Origin of the sequence: Zobellella endophytica (assembly GCF_003012775.1) — a bacterium.
GTDB classification, from domain to species: Bacteria; Pseudomonadota; Gammaproteobacteria; order Enterobacterales; family Aeromonadaceae; genus Oceanimonas; species Oceanimonas endophytica.
The window spans coordinates 867,101-888,714 of record NZ_PXYG01000001.1 but is presented as its reverse complement, the minus strand read 5'-3'; the positions used below and the strand labels follow the sequence as shown (position 1 = coordinate 888,714).

Sequence of the window (21,614 nt, the reverse complement as noted above, 5' to 3'; positions counted from 1 at the left end):
TTGTACCGTCAATAGTGAGTCTGTTCCTTGATATCTACCAACAACATTACCATGCAGTTCGGTGCCAAGCCGCTGTTCGAAAATATTTCCGTCAAATTCGGTGACGGCAACCGCTATGGCCTGATCGGCGCCAACGGCTGCGGCAAATCCACCTTTATGAAAATCCTGGGGGGGGATCTGGAGCCGAGCGCCGGCAATGTCAGTCTGGATGTCAACGAGCGCCTCGGTAAACTGCGTCAGGATCAGTTCGCCTACGAAGAAGCGCGCGTGCTGGACGTGGTGATGATGGGGCACAGTGAGCTGTGGGCCGCCATTGCCGAGCGCGATGCCATTTACGCCAACCTGGAAGCCAGCGACGACGACTACATGAGGGCGGCGGAACTGGAGGGCAAGGTAGCGGAGTACGACGGTTACACCGCCGAGTCGCGTGCCGGCGAGCTGTTGCTGGGGGTGGGCATTCCGGTCGAGCAGCACTTTGGCCCGATGAGCGAAGTGGCGCCAGGCTGGAAACTGCGGGTGCTGCTGGCCCAGGCGCTGTTTTCCAATCCGGACGTGCTGCTGCTCGACGAACCGACCAACAACCTGGACATCGATACCATCCGCTGGCTGGAAGGGGCGCTGAACGAGCGCAACAGCACCATGATCATCATTTCCCACGACCGCCACTTTCTCAACAGCGTCTGTACCCATATGGCGGATCTGGACTACGGCGAGCTGCGGGTCTACCCGGGCAACTACGACGACTACATGCTGGCGTCCACCCAGGCGCGCGAGCGGCTGCTGTCCGACAACGCCAAGAAAAAGGCCCAGATTGCCGATCTGCAGTCGTTCGTCGCCCGTTTCAGCGCCAACGCCTCCAAGGCCCGTCAGGCCACTTCCCGCGCCAAGCAGATCGAGAAAATAAAGCTGGAAGAGGTGAAGGCCTCCAGCCGGCAGAACCCCTTCATCCGCTTCGAGCAGGACAAAAAGCTGTACCGCAACGTGCTGGAAGTGGAGCAACTGGCCCAGGGCTATGGCGAAACGCGGCTGTTCAAGAACCTGGACATGCTGGTGGAAGTGGGGGAGCGCATCGCCATTCTGGGTACCAACGGCATCGGCAAGTCGACCCTGGTCAAGACCTTGGTTGGTGAACTGTCCCCCGCCAGTGGCCATTACAAGTGGTCGGAAAATGCCACCATCGGCTATTACGCCCAGGATCATGCCGCCGATTTCGACATGGATATCACGGTATTCGACTGGATGAGCCAGTGGCAACAGGAAGGGGACGACGAGCAGACCATTCGCGGCGTGCTCGGACGGCTGTTGTTCAGCCAGGACGACATCAAGAAAAAGGTGGGCGTCCTGTCCGGGGGCGAGCAGGGCCGCATGCTGTTCGGCAAGCTGATGCTGCAAAAGCCCAATATCCTGGTGATGGATGAACCCACCAACCACCTGGATATGGAGTCTATCGAGTCGCTGAACATGGCGCTGGAGCTGTACCAGGGCACCCTGATCTTCGTGTCTCACGACCGGGAATTCGTTTCCTCGCTGGCCACCCGCATCCTGGAGCTGAGCGAGAACGGCATCCGCAACTTCAGCGGTAGCTACGAGGATTACCTGCGCGAGCAGGGCGTGGTGTAAATCGGCCTACGATCCCGGAATGGTAGGGTCGAATTTATTCGACCGGGTACGGCGCCGTGGTGGAGCGGTTCTGTAGGGTCGAATTTATTCGACCAAACGACGGCGCCGTCGGTGGAAAGGCCCATTGAAATGGACCCTGCATGGTCAGCTCACCCGCCGATAACCCTGGTCCACCCCGCCCTTGGCCAGCACCCATTGCCATAGCTGGATCTCCCGGGCGCGGAAGGCGCCGGCGCAGGCCAGCAGGTAATAGCGCCACATGCGGTAGAAACGCTCACCCAGTTCATCCCTGAAACCTGGCCAGGCCTGCTCGAAGTTGGCATGCCAGGCCATCAGGGTCTGGTCGTAGTCGGCACCGAAGTTATGCAGATCTTCCACCACGAACAGGTTGTCGACCGCGTCGCCGATCTGGCCGATGGACGGCAACTCGCCGTTGGGGAAGATATATTTGTCTATCCAGGGATCCGTGTGCGGCCGGCGCAGGTTCTTGCCGATGGTATGCAGCAGAAACAGCCCCTGTTCCTTCAGGCAACGGTGGGCCACTTCCATATAGGTGCGGTAGTTCTTGTGCCCCACATGTTCGAACATGCCAATGCTGACGATACGATCGAAGGGTTCGTTCAGATCCCGGTAATCCTGCAGGCGGAATTCCAGCGGCAACCCGGGGTAGCGTTGTCTGGCCCATTCCGCCTGCTCCCGGGAAATGGTCACCCCCACACATTCCACCCCGTAGTGTTCTGCGGCGTAGCTCATGAAGCTGCCCCAGCCGCAGCCGATATCCAGCACCCGCATGCCGGGCTTCAGCCCCAGCTTGCGGCACACCAGATCCAGCTTGGCCTCCTGGGCCTGCTCCAGGGTGGTGGCGTTGTGCCAGTAGCCGCAGGTGTAGGTCATGCGCGGGTCGAGCATGGCGGCATAAAAGTCGTTGCCCAGATCGTAGTGCACTTCGCCCACCTGCCAGGCGCGTTTGCTGGTCTGACGATTGAGCCAGCGTGCCTTGAGGGCATGGAAAATCAGCCGGGAGGGCCGTACCTTCTCGTGCAGCCGGGCCTGCAGCAGCCGGCAGATCAGCTCATCGGGCCGCTCCGCGTCCCAGGCGCCTGCCACATAGCTTTCTCCCAGGCCCAGGCTGCCTTCGGCAAAAATGCGCTCCGGCACGCCGGATGCATGCAGCTGGATGTCCCAGGGATGGCTGCCGTTGACTTCGATACCGGCGCTGGCGAGCAGGTCCAGCAGCAGCCGGTGCAGGCTGGAGTGATGGTAGATATAAGGGGTTCGTTCCGTCGTGTATTCAGCGCTACCCATAGAAACTGCCTCTTCGCGTGGTTCAAGCGGAGCCGGTTTATGGTTGCGTCAAACTCCCAGCTGCAACGGGCCGGCTTTATTTGGTGTTCTGTCTTTTATTAAAGAACAGTTTTTTTATTTTTTGTAGGTTAGGTCACGTTTTTATCATATTGTTTTGGTTGCTTTTTTTAACTTTTAATTAACGATTTTGCGGGGTGACGGAGAAGGGAGCAGGGAAGTAGTGCCGGGCGACCCTTGGTCGCCCGGCCATTTGGTATGACTCAGCGCAGTACCAGCAGCGGCACCCGGGCCGAGCGGATCATGGCGGTGGTGGTGCTGCCCACCAGCAGCTGGCGAATGCGGGAATGGCCGTAGGCACCCATCACCATCATGTCGATGCCGTTGTCCTGCTGATACCGGGGCAGGGCCTTGTCGGCCTCGCCGGCGACGATGGCGGCGTGCGCCTTGATCCCGGACTGGGCCAGGGTGGTACTGGCCCAGTTGATCTGTTCCCGGTTGTCGTCGGTGTCGGCGGCCACCAGCACCACGTGCAGCTCGAGGCCGTTGAACAGCGGGCTCTTGGCCAGCATTTCCACGCCCTTGCGGGTGGTGGCGCTGCCGTCGAAGGCCAGCATGATCTTTTGTGGGGCACTGAATTCGCCCTGGGTCACCAGAATGGGGCGATGCAGGGCACGGATCACCTGCTCCACATGGCCGCCGAGGTGGGCGTAGGCCGACGCGGAATCTTCCCCATGGCGGCCCAGCACCAGCAGCCGGGTCTGGGGCTCGAATTCCACCAGGGTCTCCACCAGTTCGCCGTGGCGCTGCAGGGTGGCGGGTTCACTCACCCCGTCGTCGATGGCGCGGCGCTTGGCGGCCTCGAGCATGATCCTGCCCTGTTCCTTGGCCAGTTTCCCCCGCTTCTCATCGAGCTCGGCCAGTTCTTCCAGCAGGTGCTCCTGGGTACCCAGGCCGATGGTACCGCTCAGGTCGGCCAGGCCCGGCTGCGGTGCTTTATCCAGCACATGAATAAAGCTCAGCGGAGCGTCGAGACGCAGGCTGGCCCAACTGGCCCAGTCGCACACGGCGGTGGCGTGGCTGGAGCCGTCGATACATGCCAATACGTTGGTGGTCATAGTCATTCCTCTGTTAGTGGCCCATCAGCTTTTCTACCGCTTTGGGATCGTTATGAACAGCAAAACGGTCCACAAGTGTGGCGCTGGCCTCATTCAGGCCAATCATTTCCACTTCGGCGCCTTCCCGGCGGAACTTGATCACCACCTTGTCGAGCGCGCTGATGGCGGTGATGTCCCAGAAATGAGCACGGCTGAGATCGATACGCACATGGCCTATCACCTCCTTGAAGTCGAAAGCGGCGATAAACTGCTCGGCGGAGCTGAAGAACACCTGGCCCACCACCTTGTATTCGCGACTGTTGTCGTCGAGCTTGTCGGAGCCCACATAGAGGATCTGACCGACCTTGTTGGCGAAAAACAGGGCGCTGAGCAGCACGCCGACCAGCACGCCGTAGGCCAGGTTGTGGCTGTAGACTACCACTACCACGGTGGCGATCATCACCAGGCTGGTGCTCTTGGGATGGGTTTTCAGATCCCGGATGGAACCCCAACTGAAGGTACCGATCGACACCATGATCATCACCGCCACCAGGGCGGCCATGGGGATCTGCGACACCCAGGGGCCGAGGAATACCACCAGGATCAGCAGCACCACACCGGCCACCAGGGTGGACAGCCGACCGCGGCCGCCGGACTTCACGTTGATGATCGATTGGCCGATCATGGCGCAACCGGCCATGCCGCCGAGCAGGCCGGCGCCGATGTTGGCGATACCCTGGCCCTTGCACTCGCGGTTCTTGTCGCTCTTGGTGTCGGTGAGGTCGTCCACGATGGTGGCGGTCATCATCGACTCCAGCAGACCGACCACCGCCAGGGACAGGGAGTAGGGGAAGATGATGGCCAGGGTCTCGAGGTTGAGCGGTACCGCCGGCCACAGGAACACCGGCAGGGTGTCGGGCAGCTCGCCCATGTCGCCCACGGTGCGCACATCGATGCCGAAGGCGATGGCCACTATGGTCAGGCTGATGATGCACACCAAGGGGGAAGGCAGCAGCTTGCCCACCACCGGCACCAGCGGCAACAGGTAGATGATGCCGAGGCCGGCGGCGGTCATGGCGTAGACGTGCCAGGTGACGTCGGTCAGCTCCGGCAGCTGGGCCATGAAGATCAGGATGGCCAGGGCGTTGACGAAGCCGGTGACCACGGAGCGGGACACGAAGCGCATCAGCTCGCCCAGGCGCAGGTAGCCGGCGATGATTTGCAGCACGCCGCACAGCAGGGTGGCGGCCAGCAGGTATTCCAGGCCGTGGTCGCGCACCAGGGTGACCATCAGCAGCGCCATGGCGCCGGTGGCGGCGGAGATCATGCCCGGTCGGCCGCCGACAAAGGCGATGATCACGGCGATACAGAAGGAGGCGTAGAGACCGACCTTGGGGTCGACCCCGGCGATAATGGAGAAGGCCACGGCTTCCGGGATCAGGGCGAGGGCGACGACGATGCCGGCGAGCACGTCGCCTCGCATGTTCGAAAACCAGGTTTGCTTGATGTTCGGGATCATTCTTGTTGGTTCCAGGGTTGTGGGTAAACGCAGTCCGTAGCCAACCGGCGCAGAGGGCAGGCGCAACAGTACGGAGTTCAATTTTTACATGGATAAGGCAAAACACTCGCGCAGGGGCGAGAACAGGCACCGCGGAATGCGGCTGAAGCAGGACGTTAAGGCTAGGGTGGCGTAATCGCTTTATTCAAAAATTTCATAAAATTTTAATTTTTTATAAGCTCTGTCCGTTAGGCAGGGGGTATTATAGGTGTCCGGCCGTCCGGTAACAAGGATGTATCCGGCGTTATTTTCACGGCGACGACGTAATGGCCGCCGCCGGTCGTTCACGTCGAGAAATAGTGCAGCTGGCATAAATTTTGCGTTGTTTGGGATGGCAACAATAAAAAACCAATGAGGTGACTATGAGTGACAAACGCATGCTGGGCAGCAGGGTACTGGATAAGCTGCAGCATCTGGGTCTGATTATCGTCGCGCTGGCGACCGTGGTGGCGGTGGGCATCGAGGTCAACACCATGTGGCAGGCCAGAATAGTGACCCTGGCCGATCTGCTGCTGATGTTCATCTACCTCGAAGTGCTGGCCATGGTGGCGATTTACCTGCGTTCAGGCAAGCTGCCCATCCGCATACCGCTCTATATCGCCATCGTCGCCCTGGCCCGTTACCTGATTCTGGACATGAAAGGGATGGATAACTGGCGGCTGATCACCGTGGCCGGCTCCGCCCTGGTGCTGGCGCTGGCCATCCTGGTGATCCGTTTCGGCCATATCCACTATCCCTATGACAAGGACGAAGGCGGCCATTAGGGCCGCCTCAGGCTGCTGACAAGCCTTCGTATTACGCTGTGGTCATTTCCGCGAAGGTGGATCCGGTGCAAACATGGGCCTCCGCCTTCGCGGAGATGGCAGGTATTAAACCGAAGAGTCATCAGAGAAATATCTGGCGAAAAACTGACGGTGGACTTTGTCATCAAGCCGAGGCGGCCACCAGGGCCGCCTCAGGGTTAAATCGCTCGTTCGAGCGACGCCTTGACCTTGTCGGCCATCAGCTTGATATCTTCCTGCTTGTCGCTGACCACCACCAGGCGGTTATAGGTCATGGGGATCACTTCGCCGTGTAGGTTGGCATCGGCAAATTCCTGCTCGATCCGCAGGGCCCTGTCCATCGGTACCACAAACACATGCACCCGATCGCGCTCGCCCTGGATCACCAGGTGCGCCGCCGGGCCGCCGCCAAACATGCAGTGGTTGGCGTAGTACACCTTGCCCACCGAGGCCATGTCCCTGAGCTGGGCGCCGTAGGGTTTCAGCTTGGCGTTGACGGCGGTCAGGGTCACTTCCTCGTCGACATAGTGGGTAAAGGGCATTTCCATCTGTACATGCTCGATGGCTACCCTGGCCACCGACGGCGGCTGGCTGCCGGACTCGGCAGACAAATGCATAAAACGGGTGGAAAAACCCAGCGCAAAGGCCACCGAGGCGGCCATGGCGACGTGTTTCCAGCCCAGACCCTCTTTATGATCCGGCTGGCGCAGCAGGTGCGACAGCATCAGCTTGTCGGGGAGGGCGGCGGGCACCGGTTCGTCCAGTGCCCGCTCGAGTTTGCGGTTGAAGTCTTTCATCTCGTCCATAAACTGCCGGTTGGCGGCAGTGGCGGTGGCAGCAGAGAGAAATTCCGGGTGTCTGTCGTTGGGATCGGCATAGGCCCGACGGCGAAATTCCAGCTCATCCATTGCACCGACCTCGTGTAGTTTTGTCCAGTTCCAGAGCCTCTTTCAGCTGGTTGCGAGCGCGAAAGAGGCGCGTCATCACGGTATTCTTGTTCAAGTCCAGTATCTCGGCTATTTCTTCACCACTAAAACCGCCGATTACCTGCAGCAATAGTGGTTCCCGATATTCAACGGCCAATTCGGCAATATGCCGGCGCAGCCATTCGTTTTCCATGTCCTGCTCCAGCCCCGGACTCTGCTTGTCGGCAACCGGGGTGCTGTCCAGGTCCACCAGATCGAACTGCTTGCGTTCGAACCGGCGGGCATTTTCCCGCCGCAGTATGGTGATGAGCCAGGCCTTGGCGGCTTTTTCGTCTTTCAGACTGTCGAGCGCCTTCCAGGCGCGCAAAAAGGTTTCTTGCACCAAGTCTTCGGCCACTTGTCGATCATGGCATAGCCAGTAGGCGTAACGAAACAGATCGCCGTGCAGGGCATATACCAAAGCCTCATAACGCTTTTGTTTTATCATCATGTCTTTAGAGACCGCATCTGACTTTGGCTTCTTTCGCTTGAGTACAGAAATCATCGTTCACCGTCGGTGTGGGGTGGCTTATTTCAGTCTACTCACTCTTCCGGCCCCGTGCGACCGTAATATGCCGGCTGAACAGGGCTCAAACAGACTTGTATGGCACCAACCAAAAAATTCAATCACCTGTTTAAAATTTGTAGGGGCGTTGTTAATATGGCCGCGAGGTCAGACCTCTTGCCAACAAGGAGCAGACATGACGCTGACTAACCCCTTAACCACCAGAACCGGCGATCGCATCGCCATCGTCTCCGGGCTGAGAACTCCCTTCGCCCGCCAGTCCACCGCCTATCGCGGCATTCCCGCCCTGGACCTGGGCAAGATGGTGGTGGCCGAGCTGCTGGCGCGCACCGCCATGGACGCCAATGAGGTGCAGCAACTGGTGTTCGGCCAGGTGGTGCAGATGCCCAAGGCGCCCAATATCGCCCGGGAGATCGTGCTCGGCACCGAGTTGCCGGTGGGCACCGACGCCTACAGCGTGACCCGCGCCTGCGCCACCAGCTTCCAGGCGGTGTCCAACATCGCCGAGGCGATGATGGCCGGCCACATCCAGGTGGGCATCGCCGGTGGTGCCGATTCTTCCTCGGTGCTGCCGATAGGAGTATCCACCCGGCTGGCCGATGCCCTGCTCGATCTGAGCAAGGCGAAAACCCTGGGCACCAAATTCGCCATCCTGCGCCGGCTCAGGCTCAAGGATCTGGCGCCGGTGCCGCCGGCGGTGGCGGAATATTCCACCGGCTTGTCCATGGGCCAGACCGCCGAACAGATGGCCAAGAGCCACGGCATCGACCGCCTGGCCCAAGACGAACTGGCCCACCGCTCGCACCAACTGGCCACTCGGGCCTGGCAACAAGGACTGCTTGCCGACGAGGTGATGGCCGCCTATGTACCGCCGTTCAAGTCTCCTTTCGTGCAGGACAACAACATCCGCACCGAATCCAGCCTGGCCGACTACGCCAAACTCAGGCCCGCCTTCGACAGGCGCCACGGCACAGTGACCGCCGCCAACAGCACCCCGCTTACCGACGGTGCCGCCTGCGTGCTGATGATGACCGAAAGCCGGGCCCGGGAGCTGGGGCTGAAGCCGCTCGGTTACCTGCGCAGCTACGCCTACGCCGCCATCGACGTTCGGCAGGACATGCTGCTGGGGCCGAGTTACGCCACGCCGCTGGCGCTGGAGCGGGCCGGCTGTACCCTGGCGGACATGGATCTTGTCGATATGCACGAGGCCTTCGCCGCCCAGACCCTGGCCAACCTCAAGATGTTCGAGAGCAAGACCTTCGCCGAGCGCGAACTGGGCCGCGGCCAGGCCATAGGAGCAGTAGACATGGCCAGATTCAATGTGCTGGGCGGTTCCCTGGCCTATGGCCATCCCTTCGCCGCCACCGGCGCGCGCATGATCACCCAAACCCTGAGAGAGCTTAACCGCCGAGGCGGCGGCCTGGCCCTGACCACCGCCTGCGCCGCCGGCGGCCTGGGCGCGGCCATGGTACTGGAGGCAGCACAATGAGCGACACCATGACCCAAACGACTTTCACCCTGCGCAAGGACGACGGCATCGGCATCATCACCATGGATGTGCCGGGCGAGCGCATGAACACCCTGCGGGCGAGCTTCGCCACCGAGATCCGCGCCCTGCTGGACGACATCCAGGCCGATACCAGCCTCAAGGGGCTGGTGCTCTGCTCGGGCAAGCCCGACTCCTTCGTGGCCGGCGCCGACGTCCATATGCTGGCCGCCTGCCAGAGCGCCGAGGAAGCGGAAGCCCTGGCCCGGTCCGGGCAGGAGATCTTCAATGCACTCGACGCGCTCAAGATACCCTTGATTGCCGCCATTCACGGGCCCTGCCTGGGCGGCGGCCTGGAACTGGCCCTGGCCTGCCATGGCCGGGTGTGCAGCGACGACGACATCACCCGCCTGGGGCTGCCGGAAGTGCAGCTCGGCCTGCTGCCCGGCTCCGGCGGCACCCAGCGCCTGCCCCGGCTGGTGGGGCTGACCAAGGCGCTGGACATGATGCTCACCGGCAAGCAGCTGCGGCCCAAGCAGGCGCTGAAAGCCGGCCTGGTGGACGATATGGTGCCGAGGAGCATCCTGTTGGAAACGGCGATCGCCCTGGCCCGCAAGGGCAAGCCGAAGCACAAGCGCAAGCAGGATCTCAAGGCCCTGGCGCTCGAGGCCAATCCCTTCGGCCGCAAGCTGGTGTTCGACAAGGCGTTGAGCACCCTGCGCCACAAGACCCGGGGCAACTACCCGGCGCCGGAAAAGTTGTTGGAGGTGGTGCGCACCGGGCTGGACGAGGGCATGAGCAAGGGCCTGGCCGCCGAAGCCAGGGCCTTCGGCGAGCTGGTGATGACGCCGGAATCGGCGGCCCTGCGCCACCTGTTTTTCGCCACCACCGAGATGAAAAAGGAAAAGACCTTCCAGGGCGCCGAGCCCATGGCGCTCACGCGCATCGGGGTGCTGGGCGGCGGCCTGATGGGCGGTGGCATCGCCTTCGTCACCGCCACCCGGGCGGGGTTGCCGGTGCGCATCAAGGACATTTCTCATAACGGCATCAACCAGGCCATGGCCACCGGTCACCAACTGCTCGCGCCCAGAGTCAAGAAGCAGCAGCTGCGCGCCACCGAGATGCAGCGACAACTGGCGCGCATGACCGGCAGCCTGGATTACAGCGGTTTCAACCGGGTCGACATGGTGGTGGAAGCGGTGTTCGAGGATCTGGAGGTCAAGCGCAAGATGGTGGCGGAGGTGGAAGTCCAGTGCCCGGCCCACGTCGTGTTCGCCTCCAACACCTCCTCCCTGCCCATCCACCAGATAGCAGAAGGGGCGACACGGCCGGAGCGGGTGGTGGGCCTGCACTACTTCAGCCCGGTGGACAAGATGCCGCTGGCGGAGATCATCCCCCATGCGGGCACCAGCGCCGAGACGGTGGCCACCGCCATCAAGCTGGCCCGGGCCCAGGGCAAGACCCCCATAGTGGTGCGGGACAAGGCCGGTTTTTACGTTAACCGCATCCTCGCTCCCTACCTTAACGAGGCGGCGCGGCTGCTGCTGGAAGGGGAGCCTGTCGAGGCCATCGATCGCGCCCTGGTGGACTACGGCTTCCCGGTGGGGCCCATCACCCTGCTGGATGAGGTGGGCATCGACGTGGCGTCCAAGATCTCTCCCATACTGGAGCGGGAATTGGGCAGCCGCTTCAAGGCCCCCGAGGCCTTCGGCAAGTTGCTGGATGACAAGCGTTACGGCAAGAAAAACGGCCGCGGCTTCTACCTGTTCGACAAGAAGGGCAAGCCGGCGGACGAGAGCGTATACAAGCTTCTCGGCGTCAAGCCCCAGGGCCGACTGCCGGCCGGGGAGATGGCCGAACGCTGCGTGCTGCTGATGCTGAACGAGGCGGCGCTGACCCTGGACGAAGGGGTGATAGCCTCGGCCCGGGACGGGGATATCGGCGCCATCTTTGGCATCGGTTTCCCGCCCTTTGCCGGCGGCCCCTTCCATTACATGCACCAGCAGGGCATCGGCACCCTGGTCGCCAAAATGGAAGAGTACGCCCGCAAATACGGCGAGCGTTTCGCCCCCTGTGACGCCCTGCGCCGACTGGTGGAAGAAGGCCGCAGCTACTACTGACGCAGCCCTGTAAAAAGGGGTCGGAGTCATTTTTGCACATTGCAAATAAATGACTCCGACCCCTTTTTTTCGCCGGCTTCCGGCTTTGTTTCCCCTCGCTCTTGAAATCCCCGCATCCAACCCCATCTCTCTGGCTGTAGGTTAACCCAAGCAAGGAACTCATCATGTCAGAAGCCGTGCATACCGAAACTCATGGTTTTCAAACCGAAGTCAAACAACTGCTCAACCTGATGGCGCACAGCCTCTATTCCAATAAAGAGGTATTTTTGCGCGAACTGGTGTCCAACGCCGCCGACGCCGCCGACAAGCTGCGCTTCAGGGCCCTGTCTGACAGCGAACTCTATGAAAATGACGGCAACCTGCGGGTTCGTCTGATCCTGGATAAAGACAACAAGACCCTGACCATTTCCGACAACGGCATCGGCATGAGCCGGGACGAGGTGATCGAGCACCTGGGCACCATCGCCAAGTCCGGCACCAAGGCGTTTTTCAGCCAGCTGTCCGGCGACCAGGCCAAGGATTCCCAGCTGATTGGCCAGTTCGGGGTGGGTTTCTATTCCGCCTTTATCGTGGCCGACAAGGTGACGGTGCTGAGCCGGGCCGCCGGCCAGCCGGCCGACCGCGGTGTGCGCTGGGAGTCCGACGGCGACGGCAGCTTCACCGTGGCCGATATCGACAAACCCGGCCGTGGTACCGACGTCATCCTGCACCTGCGCGACGCCGAGCAGGAGTTCCTCGACGACTGGCGCCTGCGCAGCATCATCGGCAAATACTCTGACCATATCAGCATCGCGGTGGAAATGTGGAAAGACGGCGAGCCCGAGCGCGAAGAAGACGGCGAAAAAGTTCTCGCCACCGAGGGCGAATGGGAGCAGGTGAACAAGGCCACCGCCCTGTGGACCCGCGCCAAGGGCGAGGTGAGCGACGAGGAATATCAGGAGTTCTACAAGCACATCTCCCACGACTGGCAGGACGCCCTGGCCTGGAGCCACAACAAGGTGGAAGGCAACCAGGAATACACCAGCCTGCTATACGTGCCCGCCAAGGCGCCCTGGGACATGTGGAACCGGGATCAGAGCCACGGCCTCAAGCTGTATGTGCAGCGGGTGTTCATCATGGATGACGCCGAACAGTTTATGCCCACCTACCTGCGGTTCGTGAAGGGGGTGCTCGACTCCAACGATCTGCCGCTCAACGTGTCCCGCGAGATCCTGCAGGACAACAAGGTCACCGCCCAGCTGCGCAAGGCCTGCAGCAAGCGGGTACTGTCCCTGCTGGAGCAGATGGCGAAAAACGAGCCGGAAAAATACCAGGGCTTCTGGAAGGAATTCGGCAACGTGCTGAAGGAAGGTCCGGCCGAGGATTACGGCAACCGCGAGCAAATCGCCGGCTTGCTGCGCTTTGCCAGCACCCATAGCGACTCCGACGCCCAGAGCGTGTCGCTCGACGACTACATCGAGCGCATGAAGGAAGGCCAGGACAAGATCTATTACATCACCGCCGACAGCTACGCCGCCGCCAGTCACAGCCCGCACCTGGAAATCTTCCGCAAGAAGGGCATCGAAGTACTGCTGATGTGGGAGCGGGTGGACGAGTGGCTGATGAACCACCTCAGCGACTATAAAGAGAAGCAGTTCGTGTCGGTGACCAAGGGCGAGCTGGATCTGGGCGAGCTGGACGATGAAGAAACTAAAAAGGCCCAGGAAGAAGCCAAGGAAGCCCTGGCGCCCTTGCTGGAGCGGGTGAAGACCGCCCTGGGTGAGGAGGTGAAGGAAGTGCGCCTGACCCACCGCCTGACCAGCACCCCGTCCTGCGTGGTGGCCGGTGAGCACGACATGAGCACCCAAATGATCAAACTGATGCGCGCCGCCGGCCAGCCGGTGCCGGAGCAGAAGTATATCCTGGAGCTCAACCCCGACCACGTACTGGTGAAAAAGCTGGAAAGCCTGGCCGAAGGCGACCAGTTTACCGAATGGTCGCACCTGCTGCTGGAGCAGGCGCAATTGGCCGAGCAGGGCGGCCTGAAGGATCCCGCCGCCTTCGTGGCCCGGGTCAACCGCCTGCTGCTGGACTAAGCAGAAAACCGCCCCGGCGCACCGGGGCGGTTTCAGCCGGGTGACAAAACCCAGCACCTGCTTGTCGCCAGATATTTCCCTTTGTCATCGCTGTTCAACCATCGTCATCTCCGCCTGCGCGGAGATCCATGACAGTTTGTACTGGACTCCCGCCTTCGCGGGAGTGCACGGGGCGCGCACAGGAATATCCGACAGTTTGTCAGCCGTCTGAAACGCCCTGCCTCGGCAGGGCGTCGTTGGTTCAGGGCGCCAGCGGCCGTTGATGGTAGGGTTCGACATGCGAGCCCTGGAACAGCTCACGGCCGGCGATAATGGTCCTTTCCACCGCCAGATCCCGCAGTCGCAGCGGATCGACGCTCAGGGGATCTTCCGCCAGCACCACCAGATCCGCCACCTTGCCCACCTCGATGCTGCCACGCTCCTGCTCGTCGAAGGTCAGGTAGGCCGGTCCCCGGGTGTAGGCCCGGATCGCCTCTTCCACGGAAATCGCCTCTTCGGCACCATACACCTTGCCGTCATGGCCGAGACGGTTCACCGCCGCCCAGATCCCGAGCAGGGGGCCATGCGGCAGGCCGTCCGAGCCGTAGGCGATGCGGATGCCGCGCTCCAGCAGGGAGCGTTGTGGATTTTGCCGCTCCAGCCGGTTGCCGCTCACCGCCGCCAGCATAAAGGCGTTGTTGTAGTAGGTATAGTTGGGCTGGGTATCGACGATCAGATCCAGCTCGGCGATCTTGGCGAGGGTCTCCTCCGGCGGCCTGATGGTCAGGTGATGCAGATGGTGGCGGTGATCCTCCCGGGGCCGCTCCCGCAGCACCCGCTCCAGCACCTCGACCGCCTCGACCACGGCGGCATCCCCTATGGTGTGGATACCGAGCTGCCAGCCCAGCTCATGGGCCCGGCTGGCCACCCGGTACAGGCTGTCCTTGGGGATCACCGTCACGCCGTCGAAATCGCCCTTCCGGTTTTCCCAGGGGCCGCGTTCATCGAAGCGCACCTGGCCGTCATAGGGTTTGAGGGTCCTGAAGTCCGGTACGGCGATGGCGCCGTCCATGCTCATCTTGATGGCGCCGAGTTTCAGCCGGTCATCGCCGATACCGGTACGAAAACCGAGTCCTTCCAGCTCGGCGAGGCTGGTGTCGACCTCGTCGTAACCCGGAAACAGGAAAATCTGCAGGGTGGCACGGGGCAGCTCGTCGCCCCAGCGCTGGTAGACATCCTGGATCAGGCGCAACTCGCTCGGGCGCACGCCGGCAATATTCACGCTGGTGACCCCCATGGGCAGGAATTTTGCCAACTGGGCGCGCAGGTTTTCCCGGGCGCTGTCGTCACTCAGCGCCGGCTTGGGGATGACCCGGGTGGCGTAGCGTCGTGCGCCCATGGTCAGCACGCCCTGCGGCTCGCCCTGTTCGTCCCGCACGATCAAGCCGTCCTCGGGGTCCGGTGTGTCCTTGTTCAAGCCGGCCAGCTCGATGGCCCTGGAGTTGAGGGTGAGCTTGAGTACGCCGCAGGCCAGCATCACCGGGTGGTCGGGCACGATGGCGTCCAGCTCCCGGCGGTTGGGCATCTGCATATGGCAATGGGGGCGGTTCATCATCCCGACCAGCCAGTCGCCGGCCGGCACCTGGGCGGCCTCCTGGGCCAGTATTTCCGTTAACTGATCCGGGGTGGGAACATTGAAGGTGGCGCCGAAGGGGCGGGGGCCGGTCCCCACGTGAATATGGCCGTCATAGAAGCCGGGCAGCAGGGACTTGCCCTGCAGGTCGATCTGCCGGGTGTCATCACCGGCCAGTTCCCGCAGCTGATCATAGCGGCCGACCGCCATGATGCGCCCGTCCTTGATGGCCACGGTGTCGGTGATATCGAATTGGTCATTGACGGTGATCACCCGGGCATTGTGGTAGAGCGTATCGGCCGTGCTTTCAGGGGGCGCGGCCGTGGCGCCGAACAGCATGAAAGGCGTCAGGGCCAGGGCTACCCGGGTGGCTTTGCAGAGCAGTTTGTCCATTGCTTTCCCTCGTCAGATCCGTTTGCACGGGGTTGATGGCGGCCGGAGCCGTTGCCTCTGTCTTGTTAGCCATAAATTTATTTATTGCTAACAGTGGCAATCACAAACCATGAAGCAATCTGGGGTTAGAGCCAGTGAAGAGGGATCCATGGCGCCAGCGGGGGAAGCTATGGCAACGTCGGGGAAATGGGCAACAGGGTCAGCCGGCCCTGGGGGGTGAAGGCGCCGGTGTCGATAAACAGGGTATTGCCGAGCCGGGTCGGGGTGGCAACGATGCTGTGTCCCACCAGCACCAGATCGATATGGGCGACCGGGCTGGTATCGCGGCGGGCCAGCCGCTCCCGGGCCCACCACAGCTGGGCGAGCTGGTGTTCGGACAGCGGGCGGTGCAGACAGTGCCAGTCGCCGGCGGGCACCTCGGCATGGACCAGTCCCAGGCGAACGTCCGCCGCCAGCTCGATTTCCATGGCACGGGACATATGTTCTAGCGCCGCCCGGGCGAAGCTTTCCACCTGCATCCAATCCTGCTCGAGGATCCAGTGGCCGCCATTGATGCACCACAGCGGCAGGGCACCCGGGCTGGCGTGATTGAAGGCGGCGAGCATCATCTGCTCATGGTTGCCCTGTACCGCGAAAAACCAGGGTTCAAACACCAGTTGCAGGCACCGGAGCGAGTCCGGGCCCCGATCGATCAGATCGCCGACGCTGAACAGGCGGTCGCAACCGGGGTCGAATTGCACTTCGGCCAGTCGTTCGGCCAGCTGTTGATAGCAACCGTGCAGATCGCCGATGGCGAAATCGCGGCCCCGTCGGTTGCGGCCAAAGGTACGCAGTTGTATGGACATACGGCCCTCCCGCTGGACGCCCAGATGATGCATGCCCTGTTGTCAGTGTAGCGCCCGGCTCGGCCGCTCGAAACCGGCCCGGCCGGCCCACCGGTGTCGTCAATATCATCAATAGGTCTAACCGGGCCTTCCTCTCCCTTGTCCCCATGCTGGTGTCATGACACAATCATGCCCCAAATTATGTAATAACTAATCAGAAGAGGACGCTGTTATGCGCATCGTTTTGCTGGGTGCTCCGGGCGCGGGTAAGGGAACGCAGGCTCAATTCATCATGGAGAAGTTTGGCATTCCGCAAATCTCCACCGGTGACATGCTGCGAGCCGCTATCAAGGCCGGTACCCCGCTGGGGCTGAAAGCCAAGGAAGTCATGGATCAAGGACAGCTGGTCTCCGACGATATCATCATCGGTCTGGTTAAAGAACGCATCAGCCAAGACGACTGTGCCAAGGGCTTCCTGCTCGACGGTTTCCCACGCACCATTCCTCAGGCCGACGCCATGAAGGAAGCCGGTGTTCCCGTCGACTACGTACTGGAATTCGCCGTGCCGGACGAAGAAATCGTCAAGCGCATGAGTGGCCGCCGGGTGCATCCGGGCTCGGGCCGAGTCTACCACCTGGTGTACAACCCGCCCAAGGTGGAAGGCAAGGACGATGTCACCGGCGAAGAGCTGGTGATCCGCGCCGACGATGAAGAAAGCACGGTGCGCAAGCGCCTGGCGGTGTACCACGAGCAAACCGCACCGCTGATCGACTACTACAAGCAAGCAGCCGATGCTGGCCAGACCCGTCACTACAAGGTAGATGGCACCCAGTCGGTCGAACAGGTTAGCCGTGAACTGACCGACATTCTGTCCTAACACAACCCGTCTCTCGGCCGGGGCGTTCTGCACCCGGCCGTTTTATTCAGGATATGGTAACAAGTGAAAACAGGCGTTTTACTGGTTAACCTGGGTACCCCCACCGCCCCCACCGCCAAGGCGGTAAAGAGCTTTCTCAGTCAGTTTTTGCACGATCACCGCGTGGTGGATGTTCCTAGGATGTTGTGGTGCCCGCTGTTGCACGGGGTGATTTTACCGTTCCGCTCCCCCAAGGTCGCCAGGCTGTATCAGTCCGTCTGGTGGCCGGAAGGCTCGCCGCTGATGGTGATCAGCCGTCGCCAGCAGGCTGCCTTGAGCGAGGCCCTGGACAGGGCCGGCATCAGGATGCCGGTGGCGCTGGGCATGAGTTACGGCGAGCCCTCCATGGCCACCGCCTGGGAAGAGCTGAAAGCGGCGGGGGTGGGCAGAGTCATTATTCTGCCGCTGTATCCGCAGTATTCGGTCAGTACCACCGCCTCGGTGTTTGACAGCTGGGCCAGGCTGATGAAGAAAGAGCGCCTGGTGCCGGCGTTCCGCTTTATTCACGACTATCACGATCACAGTGGCTACATCCAGGCCCTGGCCGATTCGGTGCGTGCCCACTGGGAGCTGCATGGGCGGGGCGAGCTGCTGTTGCTGTCCTACCACGGTATTCCCCAACGCTATCAGGACGAGGGAGACCCCTATGGGCTGCAGTGTCACCGCACTTCCGAGCTGGTGGCGGCCCAGCTGGGACTGGAGCGGCACCAATGGCGCACCACCTTTCAGTCCCGCTTTGGTCGCGAACCCTGGCTGCAGCCCTATACCGACGGCACCATGCAGGCGCTGCCGGGAGAAGGCATCAAGCGGCTGGACGTGATCTGCCCGGCGTTTTCCGCCGACTGCCTGGAAACGCTGGAAGAGATCGCCGAGCAGAACCGGTCGCTGTTTCTGGCGGCGGGTGGCGAGTCCTACCACTACATTGCAGCCCTGAATGACAGCCCCGGCCATATCCAGCTGCTGATGGACCTGGTCTGCCGCGAGCTCGCCTGAGCTCCATTGACCGGCCCCGCTGTCAGTGCAGGGCTGGCAAGCTCGCGGCAGCACCAGCACCGCTGGTCACCAGAAACAGCCGCTGGTGGCCGTGTCTGGCCGGCTGTGCCAGCTGTGCCTGCCGCTCGGCCGTCAACCCGTCCTGCCACTGCCAGCAAAGCACAGCGGCGATGCCGGGTTGCTCCCGTGCCCGCTGTAGCAACCCCAGCGGGTTTGGTACCTTGCCACCGGTGCTGATGACGTGAGCCGGATCGATACCCGCCGCCGCCCAGGCCTGCCGGGACAGTGGCGCCGGCGCATTGACCACCAGTATCCATCCCCGCCGGTGCCGGCTGATCTCGGCCAGCACCGCCAGCAACCGGCCCTGTGCCGCTGAATTCCAGCCCTCTATAAGCTCAAGTCCCACGTTGCCAGCCGCACCGGCGCCCTCGATGCAGGGAGCGGAAGCCCACTGGCGGGACAAAGAATGGAAAGCCCGTTTGCGAGATAACAAGATGGTAGCCATGTGCAATCCTTGTTGTTCATACACTGTCTATATATACAGTATTATTCATGGTTGTCGCAGGTCAAGAAAAACACTGTTTAAATTTACAGTTGTTGGTGTGGGGCGGGGCGGATCCGGCGGGCTATACTGAGCGAAAAGCAAGAGGGGAGAACCGCAATGGATGCAGTGCAGCTCGAACACATGGACAGCCATATGGCGCTCAGTATCATCAACGAGAAATTGCGGCTGGAATGCGACAGCCTGGCGTCGCTGCTGGCACTCTATGATCTGGACGGGGGGCGCCTGAACGCGCGCATGTCCCAGATAGGCTACCACTACGATGCCAGCAGCAACCAGTTCAAGCCCAATACTTGATGCCGGCCGCACCGTCCTGCGATAGTGTTCCTTCCCGAGTAACAGGAAGCATCATATGGACGCACAATTCTGGCATGACCGCTGGCAGTCATCCCGTATCGGTTTTCATCAACAACAGGTGAATGACCATCTGCGCCGCTGCTGGCAGCAACTGGGCGTTGCTGCGCAGAGCGAGGTGCTGGTCCCCCTCTGCGGCAAAAGCCTGGACATGCACTGGCTGGCGGAGCGGGGGCACCCGGTGGCCGGTTTCGAGCTGTCGCCGCTGGCGGTACACGACTTTTTTCGCGAAGCCGGGGTGGCTCCCCTGCAGCAGTCGTTGCATCACTTCCAGTGCTGGCAGGCCCGGGGGATCAGTCTGTATCAGGGCGATTTCTTCCAGGCCGAGAGCCTGGCGCGATGTTTCGATGCCGCCTACGACAGGGCCGCGCTGATCGCCTTGCCCGAAGCCTGGCGCCGCTCCTACGCCGGGCTGCTGGCCCGGTTGTTGCGTCCCGGGGCCGCCATGCTGCTGGTCACACTGGATTATGCCCCGGTGCAGCATGAGGCCCCGCCTTTTGCCGTGAACGAAGCCGAGGTGTACCGCCTGTTTGGTGACGATTTCGACATCGAGCTGCTGGGTCGGCTGGAAGAGGGCGACAGCCATCCCCTGGTGGCCAGCGGCGAGCGCGCGTTTTTCGATGAGCTCTGTTTCGCCCTGCGCCGCAAGACGTGAACAGGGTCAAGACTGGCTCTGAATGAGGCTGCATTGGCAGCCTTTTCTATTTTGTGCGCCGGATCTGTTGGCATGAGGATACAAAATCCTTATACTCCTCGCCTGATATTAACAAATCAGAACAAATATCTAACAACATGTTTGTTTATGGGTTTATGTTTTGATTAATTCTTTTGATTAAATATATTTGGCTATAAAATAAGTATTCAGCAAACTTTCTCGTTATCGACAATTTATTCACTGAATGGTTGTTTTTATTCTGGGTCGGTTTGCCGGGCTGCATGAAAGTGCAGTTTATACCCTTTTTTAGCCGAGTTGGGTGTGGTGCCTGATAAGGAAGGAGTAACCATGGAAAAGACCTTGACGGGGCAGGCTGCGGCAAGCAGAAGGAACCTGCTGATGTTTTTGCTGCCCTCATTGGCGGGGATCCTGCTGTTTATGACCCCGGTCAGCTACAACGGCGATCTCACCATCATGATAGCGGTACTGGCCAAGGGACTGCAGGCGCTGTTGGCCGGCTGGCTGACCACCATTGTCACCGTGCTGATCACCCTGTCGGCCGCGATTTCGTTGCTGGCCAGCCTGCTCAGACCGGCTTTCATCACCAACAGCCGGTTTCTCAATACCCTGTTCAACGTCCGTCCGGTATGGCTGCTGAGCCGCTTGCTGGGCGCGACCTTCGTGCTGATGGTGTTCACCCAGTCCGGCCCCGAGATGCTCTACAGCGGTGATACCGGCGGCCTGGTACTGAACGATCTGCTGCCGGTGCTGTTCGCGGTGTTTATCTTTGCCGGCCTGCTGCTGCCGCTGCTGCTGGACTTCGGGCTGCTGGAGTTCGTGGGCACCCTGCTCACCGGCCTGATGCGCCCGGTGTTCCGCCTGCCCGGTCGTTCGGCGGTGGACTGCATGGCCTCCTGGCTGGGCGACGGCAGCGTCGGCATCCTGCTGACCAGCAAGCAGTACGAAGGCCATCATTATACCCAGCGGGAAGCGGCGGTGATCGGTACCACCTTTTCCGCGGTGTCCATCACTTTCAGCCTGGTGGTACTGGCCCAGGTGAAGCTGGAGCACATGTTCGTGCAGTTTTACCTGGCGGTGTGCGTGGCCGGCATAGTGGCGGCCATCGTCGTACCGCGGCTGCCGCCCCTGTGCTGGAAAAAAGACACTTTCATCAATGGCGAGCCCCGGCCGGCCAATGATGAAAGCACCCCCGCCGGCTATTCCCGCCTGGGGCATGGCTATGCGTTGGCGCTGGCCCGGGCCGGCAAGGTGCAGGGACTGGGCCAGGTCGCCCGCACCGGCGTCCACAACGCGCTGGACATGCTGTTCGGCGTGTTGCCGGTGGTGATGGCCTTCGGTACCCTGGCGCTGGTCGTTGCCGAGACCACGCCGCTGTTCACCTGGCTGGGCCTGCCGTTCGTGCCGTTGCTGGAGCTGTTGCAGATCCCCGACGCCGCCGCCGCCTCCGAGACCATAGTGGTGGGTTTTGCCGACATGTTTATCCCGGCCATTCTCGCCACCTCCATCGAGAGCGACATGACCCGTTTCGTGATTGCCGCCCTGTCGGTGACCCAGCTGATTTACATGTCTGAAGTGGGTGCCCTGCTGCTGGGCAGCAAGATCCCGGTGAACATCGTCGAGCTGTTCGTGATCTTCCTGCTGCGCACCCTGGTCACCCTGCCGGTGATCGCCCTCATCGCCCATCTGGTGTTCTGACCCCGTCATTGCCTGCCCATCCCCTATACTGTGGCCACGAAGCCATCGTATAGGGGAA

At 61.5% G+C, this 21,614-nt stretch carries 18 protein-coding genes; 10 read left to right on the top strand and 8 right to left on the bottom strand.

Going from position 1 to position 21,614, the window contains the following annotated elements; genetic code table 11:
• Window positions 1-27 precede the first annotated feature (27 nt).
• Window positions 28-1,620, top strand: coding sequence for an ABC-F family ATPase (locus tag C7H85_RS04085; RefSeq protein ID WP_106728403.1), 1,593 nt, complete (start codon window positions 28-30; stop codon window positions 1,618-1,620).
• A 144-nt stretch (window positions 1,621-1,764) separates the two neighbouring features.
• On the opposite strand, the gene cfa is transcribed toward C7H85_RS04085, so the two are convergent.
• The 3 genes from cfa to C7H85_RS04070 all read right to left on the bottom strand — a co-directional run bounded on the left by cfa (window position 1,765) and on the right by C7H85_RS04070 (window position 5,538).
• The gene (gene cfa / locus C7H85_RS04080) at window positions 1,765-2,925 is read right to left on the bottom strand and encodes a cyclopropane fatty acyl phospholipid synthase (RefSeq protein ID WP_106728402.1); all 1,161 of its coding nucleotides are present in this window, start codon (window positions 2,923-2,925) and stop codon (window positions 1,765-1,767) included.
• Window positions 2,926-3,185: 260 nt separating this feature from the next.
• Window positions 3,186-4,040: a universal stress protein gene (locus tag C7H85_RS04075; RefSeq protein WP_106728401.1), complete on the bottom strand. Its 855-nt coding sequence runs from the start codon at window positions 4,038-4,040 to the stop codon at window positions 3,186-3,188.
• A 13-nt stretch (window positions 4,041-4,053) separates the two neighbouring features.
• Window positions 4,054-5,538 carry a SulP family inorganic anion transporter gene (locus tag C7H85_RS04070; protein WP_106728400.1) on the bottom strand — a complete coding sequence of 495 codons (1,485 nt, stop codon included), beginning with the start codon at window positions 5,536-5,538 and terminating at the stop codon, window positions 4,054-4,056.
• 401 nt (window positions 5,539-5,939) lie between these two features.
• On the opposite strand from C7H85_RS04070, the gene C7H85_RS04065 reads away from it, so the two are divergent.
• Window positions 5,940-6,341: a phosphate-starvation-inducible protein PsiE gene (locus C7H85_RS04065; RefSeq protein WP_106728399.1), complete on the top strand. Its 402-nt coding sequence runs from the start codon at window positions 5,940-5,942 to the stop codon at window positions 6,339-6,341.
• Window positions 6,342-6,538: 197 nt separating this feature from the next.
• On the opposite strand, the gene C7H85_RS04060 is transcribed toward C7H85_RS04065, so the two are convergent.
• Window positions 6,539-7,267, bottom strand: coding sequence for a DUF3379 family protein (locus C7H85_RS04060; RefSeq protein WP_106728398.1), 729 nt, complete (start codon window positions 7,265-7,267; stop codon window positions 6,539-6,541).
• Window positions 7,260-7,775 carry a sigma-70 family RNA polymerase sigma factor gene (locus tag C7H85_RS04055; protein WP_245879578.1) on the bottom strand — a complete coding sequence of 172 codons (516 nt, stop codon included), beginning with the start codon at window positions 7,773-7,775 and terminating at the stop codon, window positions 7,260-7,262. The genes C7H85_RS04060 and C7H85_RS04055 overlap by 8 nt, the downstream gene beginning before the upstream one ends.
• 250 nt (window positions 7,776-8,025) lie before the next feature.
• Here C7H85_RS04055 and fadI point away from each other — a divergent pair, with 250 nt between their 5' ends.
• The 3 genes from fadI to htpG all read left to right on the top strand — a co-directional run bounded on the left by fadI (window position 8,026) and on the right by htpG (window position 13,531).
• The gene (fadI, locus tag C7H85_RS04050; protein ID WP_106728396.1) at window positions 8,026-9,339 is read left to right on the top strand and encodes an acetyl-CoA C-acyltransferase FadI; all 1,314 of its coding nucleotides are present in this window, start codon (window positions 8,026-8,028) and stop codon (window positions 9,337-9,339) included.
• Window positions 9,340-9,347: 8 nt separating this feature from the next.
• Window positions 9,348-11,456: a fatty acid oxidation complex subunit alpha FadJ gene (gene fadJ, locus C7H85_RS04045; RefSeq protein ID WP_106728631.1), complete on the top strand. Its 2,109-nt coding sequence runs from the start codon at window positions 9,348-9,350 to the stop codon at window positions 11,454-11,456.
• Between the two features lie 164 nt (window positions 11,457-11,620).
• The gene (htpG, locus tag C7H85_RS04040) at window positions 11,621-13,531 is read left to right on the top strand and encodes a molecular chaperone HtpG (RefSeq protein WP_106728395.1); all 1,911 of its coding nucleotides are present in this window, start codon (window positions 11,621-11,623) and stop codon (window positions 13,529-13,531) included.
• A 241-nt stretch (window positions 13,532-13,772) separates the two neighbouring features.
• On the opposite strand, the gene C7H85_RS04035 is transcribed toward htpG, so the two are convergent.
• Complete coding sequence (locus C7H85_RS04035; protein ID WP_106728394.1) at window positions 13,773-15,536, bottom strand: amidohydrolase; 1,764 nt, start codon at window positions 15,534-15,536, stop codon at window positions 13,773-13,775.
• Between the two features lie 167 nt (window positions 15,537-15,703).
• Window positions 15,704-16,381: a metallophosphoesterase gene (locus C7H85_RS04030; RefSeq protein ID WP_158260059.1), complete on the bottom strand. Its 678-nt coding sequence runs from the start codon at window positions 16,379-16,381 to the stop codon at window positions 15,704-15,706.
• A gap of 211 nt (window positions 16,382-16,592) precedes the next feature.
• Here C7H85_RS04030 and adk point away from each other — a divergent pair, with 211 nt between their 5' ends.
• Window positions 16,593-17,237, top strand: a complete 645-nt coding sequence (gene adk, locus C7H85_RS04025) for an adenylate kinase (RefSeq protein WP_106728392.1) — start codon at window positions 16,593-16,595, stop codon at window positions 17,235-17,237.
• A 63-nt stretch (window positions 17,238-17,300) separates the two neighbouring features.
• The gene (hemH, locus tag C7H85_RS04020) at window positions 17,301-18,269 is read left to right on the top strand and encodes a ferrochelatase (protein WP_106728391.1); all 969 of its coding nucleotides are present in this window, start codon (window positions 17,301-17,303) and stop codon (window positions 18,267-18,269) included.
• 22 nt (window positions 18,270-18,291) lie between these two features.
• Here the strand turns inward: hemH and C7H85_RS04015 are convergent, their stop codons facing one another.
• The gene (locus C7H85_RS04015) at window positions 18,292-18,774 is read right to left on the bottom strand and encodes a hypothetical protein (RefSeq protein WP_106728390.1); all 483 of its coding nucleotides are present in this window, start codon (window positions 18,772-18,774) and stop codon (window positions 18,292-18,294) included.
• A gap of 156 nt (window positions 18,775-18,930) precedes the next feature.
• On the opposite strand from C7H85_RS04015, the gene C7H85_RS04010 reads away from it, so the two are divergent.
• From C7H85_RS04010 to C7H85_RS04000, 3 genes are all read left to right on the top strand, one after another.
• The gene (locus C7H85_RS04010; protein WP_106728389.1) at window positions 18,931-19,128 is read left to right on the top strand and encodes a DUF4250 domain-containing protein; all 198 of its coding nucleotides are present in this window, start codon (window positions 18,931-18,933) and stop codon (window positions 19,126-19,128) included.
• Window positions 19,129-19,183: 55 nt separating this feature from the next.
• A complete protein-coding gene (locus C7H85_RS04005; protein ID WP_106728388.1) occupies window positions 19,184-19,840 on the top strand; it encodes a thiopurine S-methyltransferase in 657 nt (218 codons plus the stop codon).
• Window positions 19,841-20,188: 348 nt separating this feature from the next.
• Window positions 20,189-21,556, top strand: coding sequence for a YjiH family protein (locus C7H85_RS04000; protein WP_106728387.1), 1,368 nt, complete (start codon window positions 20,189-20,191; stop codon window positions 21,554-21,556).
• The last annotated feature ends 58 nt before the right edge of the window (window positions 21,557-21,614 follow it).

Excerpts from the sequence above, each read along its gene's own strand:
- fadI (WP_106728396.1), top strand. The coding sequence starts at position 8,026 with ATGACGCTGACTAACCCCTTAACCACCAGAACCGGCGATCGCATCGCC.
- fadJ (WP_106728631.1), top strand. The coding sequence starts at position 9,348 with ATGACCCAAACGACTTTCACCCTGCGCAAGGACGACGGCATCGGCATC.
- C7H85_RS04060 (WP_106728398.1), bottom strand. The coding sequence starts at position 7,267 with ATGGATGAGCTGGAATTTCGCCGTCGGGCCTATGCCGATCCCAACGAC.
- C7H85_RS04035 (WP_106728394.1), bottom strand. The coding sequence starts at position 15,536 with ATGGACAAACTGCTCTGCAAAGCCACCCGGGTAGCCCTGGCCCTGACG.
- C7H85_RS04015 (WP_106728390.1), bottom strand. The coding sequence starts at position 18,774 with ATGGCTACCATCTTGTTATCTCGCAAACGGGCTTTCCATTCTTTGTCC.
- C7H85_RS04070 (WP_106728400.1), bottom strand. The coding sequence starts at position 5,538 with ATGATCCCGAACATCAAGCAAACCTGGTTTTCGAACATGCGAGGCGAC.
- adk (WP_106728392.1), top strand. The coding sequence starts at position 16,593 with ATGCGCATCGTTTTGCTGGGTGCTCCGGGCGCGGGTAAGGGAACGCAG.
- C7H85_RS04010 (WP_106728389.1), top strand. The coding sequence starts at position 18,931 with ATGGATGCAGTGCAGCTCGAACACATGGACAGCCATATGGCGCTCAGT.
- htpG (WP_106728395.1), top strand. The coding sequence starts at position 11,621 with ATGTCAGAAGCCGTGCATACCGAAACTCATGGTTTTCAAACCGAAGTC.
- cfa (WP_106728402.1), bottom strand. The coding sequence starts at position 2,925 with ATGGGTAGCGCTGAATACACGACGGAACGAACCCCTTATATCTACCAT.
- C7H85_RS04030 (WP_158260059.1), bottom strand. The coding sequence starts at position 16,381 with ATGTCCATACAACTGCGTACCTTTGGCCGCAACCGACGGGGCCGCGAT.
- C7H85_RS04000 (WP_106728387.1), top strand. The coding sequence starts at position 20,189 with ATGGAAAAGACCTTGACGGGGCAGGCTGCGGCAAGCAGAAGGAACCTG.
- C7H85_RS04005 (WP_106728388.1), top strand. The coding sequence starts at position 19,184 with ATGGACGCACAATTCTGGCATGACCGCTGGCAGTCATCCCGTATCGGT.
- C7H85_RS04075 (WP_106728401.1), bottom strand. The coding sequence starts at position 4,040 with ATGACCACCAACGTATTGGCATGTATCGACGGCTCCAGCCACGCCACC.
- C7H85_RS04055 (WP_245879578.1), bottom strand. The coding sequence starts at position 7,775 with ATGATGATAAAACAAAAGCGTTATGAGGCTTTGGTATATGCCCTGCAC.
- C7H85_RS04065 (WP_106728399.1), top strand. The coding sequence starts at position 5,940 with ATGAGTGACAAACGCATGCTGGGCAGCAGGGTACTGGATAAGCTGCAG.